Annotated in this window: 8 protein-coding genes; 5 read left to right on the top strand and 3 right to left on the bottom strand. The window is 69.1% G+C overall.

Features of this window, described 5'->3' with window-relative positions:
* Nucleotides 1–794 (top strand): vWA domain-containing protein (locus G6045_RS38090; protein ID WP_165336820.1); only part of this gene is annotated, 794 nt, incomplete at its 5' end.
* Nucleotides 795–818: 24 nt separating this feature from the next.
* Here G6045_RS38090 and G6045_RS38085 read toward each other — a convergent pair.
* Nucleotides 819–1,376: an ATP-binding protein gene (locus G6045_RS38085; RefSeq protein ID WP_165336819.1), complete on the bottom strand. Its 558-nt coding sequence runs from the start codon at nt 1,374–1,376 to the stop codon at nt 819–821.
* Nucleotides 1,377–1,554: 178 nt separating this feature from the next.
* Between G6045_RS38085 and G6045_RS38080 the strand changes: the two genes are divergently transcribed.
* The 3 genes from G6045_RS38080 (at nt 1,555) to G6045_RS38070 (ending at nt 3,914) form a co-directional block, all read left to right on the top strand.
* Nucleotides 1,555–1,809: a DUF397 domain-containing protein gene (locus tag G6045_RS38080; RefSeq protein ID WP_165336818.1), complete on the top strand. Its 255-nt coding sequence runs from the start codon at nt 1,555–1,557 to the stop codon at nt 1,807–1,809.
* A gap of 282 nt (nt 1,810–2,091) precedes the next feature.
* On the top strand, nt 2,092–3,018 hold the full coding sequence (locus G6045_RS38075) for a helix-turn-helix domain-containing protein (protein WP_165336817.1): 927 nt from the start codon (nt 2,092–2,094) through the stop codon (nt 3,016–3,018).
* Between the two features lie 86 nt (nt 3,019–3,104).
* Complete coding sequence (locus G6045_RS38070; protein WP_165336816.1) at nt 3,105–3,914, top strand: SAM-dependent methyltransferase; 810 nt, start codon at nt 3,105–3,107, stop codon at nt 3,912–3,914.
* Nucleotides 3,915–3,936: 22 nt separating this feature from the next.
* Here G6045_RS38070 and G6045_RS38065 read toward each other — a convergent pair whose 3' ends face one another.
* Together G6045_RS38065 and G6045_RS38060 are read right to left on the bottom strand one after the other, a co-directional pair.
* Nucleotides 3,937–4,356 carry a VOC family protein gene (locus tag G6045_RS38065; RefSeq protein ID WP_165336815.1) on the bottom strand — a complete coding sequence of 140 codons (420 nt, stop codon included), beginning with the start codon at nt 4,354–4,356 and terminating at the stop codon, nt 3,937–3,939.
* A 69-nt stretch (nt 4,357–4,425) separates the two neighbouring features.
* Nucleotides 4,426–4,854: a helix-turn-helix transcriptional regulator gene (locus G6045_RS38060; protein ID WP_165336822.1), complete on the bottom strand. Its 429-nt coding sequence runs from the start codon at nt 4,852–4,854 to the stop codon at nt 4,426–4,428.
* A gap of 237 nt (nt 4,855–5,091) precedes the next feature.
* Between G6045_RS38060 and G6045_RS38055 the strand changes: the two genes are divergently transcribed.
* Nucleotides 5,092–6,900 carry a polysaccharide deacetylase family protein gene (locus G6045_RS38055; protein WP_235968568.1) on the top strand — a complete coding sequence of 603 codons (1,809 nt, stop codon included), beginning with the start codon at nt 5,092–5,094 and terminating at the stop codon, nt 6,898–6,900.
* Nucleotides 6,901–7,037: the final 137 nt, after the last annotated feature.

The following is a 7,037-nucleotide window of genomic DNA, read 5'->3' as shown; positions in this document are numbered from 1 at the left end:
CCCTCGCGCCGACTCCCCCGCCTCCTCCCCGTATGACCAAGGGCGAGGAGAACCTCCCCGTCGACATGCGCAAGCGCCTCGATCTGCGCAAGCAGAAGGTCGCCGTCAGCCTCGCCAAGCACGGCGCGACCGGGGTGAAGGCCCGGGTGATCCTGGTGCTCGACGCGTCCGGATCCATGTCGGCGCTCTATCAGCGCGGCACGGTCGCGGGCGTCGTGGAGCGGATGGCCGCCGTCGTCGCGCAGCTGGACGACGACGGGGCGATGCAGGCGTGGACCTTCGCGTCCAACCCGGCCCGGCTGCCCGACCTGTGGCTGGGTGAACTGCCGCGCTGGCTCCAACTGCACGTGCGGGTGGGCGAGATCAGTCTGCTGCGGCCGAAGAAGCGTAAGAAGGGCCTGCTCGACGAGCAGGTCGACATGCGGCTCGTCGGCATCCAGAACGAGGAGCAGAAGGTCATCGCCGAGGTGCGCTCGTACGTCCGCGAGCATCCCTCGGCCGATCCGACCCTGGTGCTGTTCTTCTCGGACGGCGGGGTCTACCGCAACGCGGCGATCGAGGCCCAGCTGCGCGAGGCCGTCGAGGAACCGGTGTTCTGGCAGTTCGTCGGGCTCGGACGCGCCTCGTACGGCGTGCTCGAACGCTTCGACACCCTGCCGGGCCGGCGCGTGGACAACGTGGGCTTCTTCGCCGTCGACGACATCGACAAGGTCTCCGACGAGGAGCTCTACGACCGGCTGCTGTCCGAGTTCCCGCAGTGGATCAGGGCGGCTCGGGGGGCGGGGATCCTCTGAAGGGCGCTCTGCCCGCCCGTTCCTTTAAAGCAGCCCCGTCACGCTCGGCGCCGCCTTCGCGGTGACCAGGCGGGGCTGCTCGTTGCCCGTGAAGAACTCCGCGAGGAGGAGCAGGCGTTGGACGGTGGCCGGCGCCGGGCCGCCGCCGGACCGGGTCACCGCCGCCCATACGCCCTTGCCCCAGGGACCCGGTTCGGTCCAGCCCCAGGCGTCGCTCACCGCGTCGACCACGTGCAGGCCGTGGCCCGCCGACTTGGCCGGGAGGCCGGGGCCCGGGTCGAAGACCGCGCACAGGAGGTCCGGGCCCTCGCTCAGGACGGCGACGACCAGCGGGTGCGGAAAGGGTTCTGCATCGACGCCGGACAGGCCGTGTTCCAGCGCGTTGGCCACCAGCTCGCCGACGGCGGTGTGCACCCGGGGAGCGAGCGCGGTGCACCGCCAGCGGTCCAGGGTCGCGTCCACGAACGCCCAGGCCGCCTTCTCCGATCCGAAGTCGGCGGGGAGCGACAGAGTCGCCGAGTCGGCACCGGTCACTGCTGCGGGAAGCAACAGCTCCTCCGGGCGGCTTGCGGCAGTCGTCACCTGAACTCCCCTGTTCGACAAGGCCCTTGGTCATGGGGCCATACGCCGACATGGTGGGGTGTCCCCTCCCGCCACTGCAAGCACATCGGCAAGAACGCCTGCAAGAACATCTGCAAGTACGTCTGTGCTTACGCTTGCAAGTACATCCGCACGTACACGCCCAGGGGGAGAGATTCGCATGCGCTCACCACACGCCTTTACCGGGGACTATGACAACGGCATGTCCGCGGCCGCGCTCGAGGGTGTCCGGTGGCGCAAGAGCGGGCGCTCCAACGCCAACGGGGAGTGCGTCGAAGTCGCGGAACTCGCCGACGGGCAGATCGCCGTGCGCAACTCCCGCTTCCCCGACGGGCCCGCGCTGATCTATACGAGAGCCGAGCTTTCGGCGTTCGTCGCGGGGGCCAAGGACGGGGACTTCGACGACCTGACGTAGGGCCGGAGAACCGGTACGCATAGACCTGACGTAGCGTCGGAGAACCCGTACGCGTACCGCGACTACCGTGCGTAGGCGCCCAACTAAGTCTGGACCACGTTTAGTTCGGAACGCTGTACACGTGGCGCGCGCCGGTGCGACACTGAGCCGCCGGGCGGCCCGGGCCCTGTTTTCTGCGCCTGCGGCCACCGGTCACAACGGAACTCGCCGATCCACGGCGTACACGACGGGGAGCGCATGGGGTCTCCCCTGTTCGAGCGGATTCGAGAACTTGGGGATGGCATGACGGGCTCTCGGGCAGAGGGTGCTCCCGAGGTGGCGGGGGCGTCCGAACTCCGGTCGACACCTGCTCAGCGGCACGGCGGGCCCACGGTGCTGCGCATCGTGCTCGGCACCCAGCTGCGCCGGCTGCGCGAGGCGCGCGGGATCACGCGCGAAGAGGCCGGTGACGCGATCCGCGGTTCGCACGCGAAGATCAGCCGCGTGGAGCTGGGCCGGGTGGCCCAGAAGGAGCGGGACGTCGCCGACCTGCTCACGCTCTACGGTGTCTCCGGCGCCGAGGAGCGGGCGGAGTATCTCGAGCTGGCGCGGCGCGCGAGCACCCCCGGCTGGTGGCAGAAGTACAGCGACGTCATGCCCAGCTGGCTGGAGACGATCCTCGGCCTGGAGGAAGCGGCCGCCGTGATACGCAGCTACCAGGTGCAGTTCGTGCCCGGTCTGCTGCAGACCGCGGACTACGCACGGTCCGTGGTGAGCCTCGGTGAGGCCCGCGGTTCGGTGCGCGAGATCGAGCGCAAGGTCGAACTGCGGCTGCGCAGGCAGCAGTTGCTCACCCGGCCCGAGGCACCGAAGCTCTGGTTCGTGGTGGACGAGGCCGCGCTGCGCCGTCCGATGGGCGGCCGCCTCACGATGCGCACCCAGCTGCGCCGCCTGATCGAGATCGCCGAACTGCCCCATGTCACGCTGCAGGTGGCGCCGTTCGGCGCCGGCGGGCTCGCCGCGGCGGGCGGGCCGATAACGATTCTGCGCTTCGACGAGCCGGACCTGCCGGACATCGTCTATCTCGAACAGCTCACCAGCGCCCTGTATCTCGACAAACGAGCCGATGTCGAGAACTACATGATGGTGATGGACCAGGTCAGCGCGGCCGCCTCGACCACCGAGGCCAGCGTGCGGTTCCTGGAGCAGCTGCTCGACGAGTACTACTGAGCCGATGCGTATCCCTGCGTACCGCATGCAGGGCGCGTGTCCCCGCGTAACGCATACATCCTGTACGTCCCCTCAGGAGATGCCCCATGACCGCAGAAGCCCCCGCGCCCGGCCCGGCGATCGACATCACCGTCCCGTGCTCGCCCCGCATCTGGAACTACTGGCTGGGCGGCAAGGACAACTACGAGGTCGACCGCGCGATCGGTGACCAGTTCTTCGAGATCTACCCGTCCATCGTGCCGATCGCCAAGCACTCCCGTGCCTTCCTCAGCCGCGCGGTGACATATCTCGCGGGCGAGGCCGGCATCCGGCAGTTCCTCGACATAGGCACGGGTCTGCCCACGCACGACAACACCCATCAGATCGCGCAGCGCACGGCGCCCGACGCGCACATCGTGTACGTGGACAACGACCCGGTCGTGCTCGCGCACGCCCGCGCCCTGCTCACGTCCAGCCCCGAAGGGGCCACGCACTACATCGACGCGGATCTGCGCGATCCGGACCTGATCCTGGAACGCGCGGGCAAGCTGCTCGACCTCGAACAGCCCGTAGCGCTCTGCATGCTGAACATCCTCGGCCACATCGAGGACACCGCGGAGGCGACCTCGATCGCCAAGCGCCTGGTGGACGGGCTGCCTTCGGGCAGTTACCTGGTCACCGCGGACGGCACCAACGTCGTCACCGGCGAGGCCTTCGAGCAGGCCATCGCCATCTGGAACCAGGTCGGCCGCCCCACCTACCACCTGCGCAACCCCGAGCAGATCGCCGGCTTCTTCGACGGCCTCGACCTCCTGGAGCCCGGCGTGGTGTCCTGCTCCCGCTGGCGCCCGTCGGAGAATCCCTTCGGGCAGCCGGCGGAGGTCGACGAGTTCTGCGCGGTGGGGCGCAAGCCGTAGCCACGCCCCAAACGCAGGCGGCTCAGGCGGTCTTCGGGCGCTGGGCGAACCGCAGCAGGTTCCCGGCGGGGTCGCGGAAGGCGCAGTCGCGTACGCCGTACGGCATGTCCATGGGTTCCTGGATGACCTCGGCGCCCGAGGCCGCGAGCCGGTCGAAGGTCGCGTCGCAGTCCTCGGTCGAGAAGATCACGCCGCGCAGCATGCCCTTGGCCATCAGCTCGGCCATGGCCTGGCGGTCGTCGGGCGAGGCGTTGGGGTCGGCCAGCGGCGGTTCGAGGACCACCTCGACATCGGGCTGCGTCGGCGAGGCGAGCGTCACCCAGCGCATGCCCTCGAAGCCGACGTCCTTCTTCACTTCGAGGCCGAGTGCGTCGCGGTAGAAGGCGAGCGCCTTGTCGTGGTCGTCGACGGCGATGAAGCACTGCTTCAGCTTGATATCCATGGCGTTACGGTACGGCCGGGCCCGACCACCCCGCTTCTCCATTCGTGACCGACCCGCCGGGGTCGCGTGCTAGCCCTTCTTCGGGTCCGGCTTCGCGTCCGGCTTGGCCTTCCGCAGCGGCCGCGAGTAGATCATCGCGACGCACGCCGGGATGTCGGAGATGTCCTCGTGGTCCCGCGCCCGGTACGCGCTGGGCGACTCCCCCACGAGCTCGGTGAAGCGCGTACTGAACGACCCCAGCGAGGTACAGCCGACCGCGAAGCACACCTCGGTGACCGACAGATCCCCGCGCCTCAGGAGCGCCTTGGCGCGCTCGATCCGCCGCGTCATGAGATAGCTGTACGGCGTCTCGCCGAAGGCGGCCCGGAAGCTGCGCGAGAAGTGCCCGGCCGACATGTGCGCATGCCGGGCCAGCCGCTCGACGTCGAGGGGCTCCATGTAGTCGCGGTCCATCATGTCGCGGGCGCGCCGCAGCCGTACGAGATCGTCGAGCGGCACCTGTCCTGTCACTCGGCCAGGATCCCACGGCCCACATCACAATCCGCCGTCGGCCGATGGCGGATTCTGCCGCGCGGCTATACTCCGGGCACATAAATCACATCTTCCGTTGCCTGACGTCGCAGGCGTGACGCCTCGCCGAGCCGGAAGTCGCAGGGGCCGGGGGAGCCGCAAGGTCCGGGGGATCCGGGGGGATCACGTCGACCGTCCTCACCCTGTAGGAACCGAGGAGTCGCCTTGAGCAACAGCAACTACCCGGCGGGCGGGCCCGAATACGGGGACCAGGATCCCGGATACGGATACTCCGAGGGCGGATACGGCCGGCCACGCACCGACCGTTACGGCCGGCCGCTCGACGAGGCGTACGGGCAGCCCGACCCCGCGTACAGCCGGCAGCCCGACCCCTCGTACGGCCAACGCCCCGACCCGGCGTACGGCCAACGCCCCGAACCCGCCTACGGCCGGCAGCCCGACCCCGTGCCCAGCACGCCCGCGAGCCCCGAAAGCCGTCCGGACGGCCGCGGGAACGACGCCGGCGGCGAACGGCGAGCCGGCCGCGGAAAGAGCGGCGACGACGGCGGCAAGGGGCAGAACCGCCGCTCGGCCCTGAAGTTCATGGGCTTCGGCGGGCTGCTGACCGCGGGCGGCGCGGCCGCGGGTGTGCTCGGCAAGGACCTCGTCATGCCATCCACCGCGCAGGCGGCATCCGCCACCGGCGCCCTGAGCCTGCCCGCCGGCAGCCAGGTGGACGGTCTGACCGTGCCGTCGTTCGCTCCCTCGGGCCGTCGGCCGCGCTATCGCCGGGCCACGTGGAGCCAGCAGTTCCAGAAGGGGCACGGCTGGTCCATAGGCGGCTCCGGCACCGCTTCGTCGTCCCCCGACGACACCGAGGTGTTCACGCGCGGGACGCAGTCCGCGCGGGCCACGACGACAGGTGCCGGAGCGCAGTCGTACATCCGCAAGTCCGCTCTGCCGGCGATGAATCTCACCGGCAAGATGCTCCGGCTGATCTTCCGCGTCGAGAACGTCGATCATCTCTCCAAGATGGTCTTCTACTTGGGCAGCGGCGGTTTCAAGGACACCTTCAGCTGGCGCTTCCACAGCCACTCGAAGACCGCCGCCAACTATGTGCAGTCCGGTGAATGGGTCACCGTCCACCTGCAGTGGGCCGATGTCGCCGCCGCTTCGGGTGCGTACGCGCTCTCGTCCACCGGGAAGCCCTCGGTGCAGAACGGTTTCACCGATCTGTCCTTCGCGGTGTACGACGACGGCGCGGGGAAGGTGACCTACAACCTGCAGGCCGTGGAGGTCGTGCCGGACACGACGACGAAGTTCCCGAAGGGCGTCGTGTCGATCACCTTCGACGACTCCCATCAGTCGATCCATGATCTGGGACGCCCGGTCATGGACGAGCTGGGCATGCCCGGCACCATCTACAACATCGCCGACGCCATCGGCACCGGCACGTTTCTGACCATCGACGAGATGCGCAGCCTGCAGGACTCCTCGGGCTGGGAGATGGCCGGGCATTCGTACGCCAACTCGGCGCACACCGCGAGCTACGCCAAGCTCACCGCGGAACAAGTGGACGAGGACTTCCGGCGGTTGCGCGAGTGGCTGGTCGCCAACGGCTTCACCAGTGAGCACTTCGCGTATCCCCATGGCGCGTTCCAGAAGACCACCGACGGCGTGCCCGTCGATCTGCTCGCCGCGCGCCACTTCACCACGGCGCGGTCGATCATCTCCGAGACCATCGAGTCCTTCGCACCGGCGATGCCGTACCGCCTGAAGGCGCTGACGGGGATCAACGACGGCTCGGGGATCGGCGGTACGACGCTGGCCAAGGTCATCGGTCCCGGCGGGCAGCTGGACCGGTGCGCGGAGAGCGGTGACTGGCTGATCCTGTGTCTGCACAAGCTGACCGCGGGGCCGCCGAAGACCAGCACCGAGATCAGCCAGGCCGGTCTGGGCAAGCTGCTCAAGGAGATCGAGAAGCGGGACATCGAGGTGCTCACCGTGCAGGAGGCCATGACGTACTACGCCTGACGGCCGGGCCGTCAGGGACGCGGTCGTCAGCAACAGCAAGGGGCGGGGCCCGGTGTCGTGCACCTGTCTCTTATACACCTCTGACGCTGCCGGCGAGGACTGAAGTGTCAGACTCGGGGGTCGCCTTCGCCACTGAA

This window comes from Streptomyces mesophilus (assembly GCF_011044995.1).
GTDB classification, from domain to species: domain Bacteria; phylum Actinomycetota; class Actinomycetes; order Streptomycetales; family Streptomycetaceae; genus Streptomyces; species Streptomyces mesophilus.
Note: the sequence above shows the minus strand (reverse complement) of the source record. Positions and strands in the feature narration are given on the sequence as shown.

Bases quoted from the DNA above. Each gene is read 5' to 3' on its own strand.
- G6045_RS38080 (WP_165336818.1), top strand. From the start codon at position 1,555: ATGCGCTCACCACACGCCTTTACCGGGGACTATGACAACGGCATGTCC.
- G6045_RS38070 (WP_165336816.1), top strand. From the start codon at position 3,105: ATGACCGCAGAAGCCCCCGCGCCCGGCCCGGCGATCGACATCACCGTC.
- G6045_RS38075 (WP_165336817.1), top strand. From the start codon at position 2,092: ATGACGGGCTCTCGGGCAGAGGGTGCTCCCGAGGTGGCGGGGGCGTCC.
- G6045_RS38065 (WP_165336815.1), bottom strand. From the start codon at position 4,356: ATGGATATCAAGCTGAAGCAGTGCTTCATCGCCGTCGACGACCACGAC.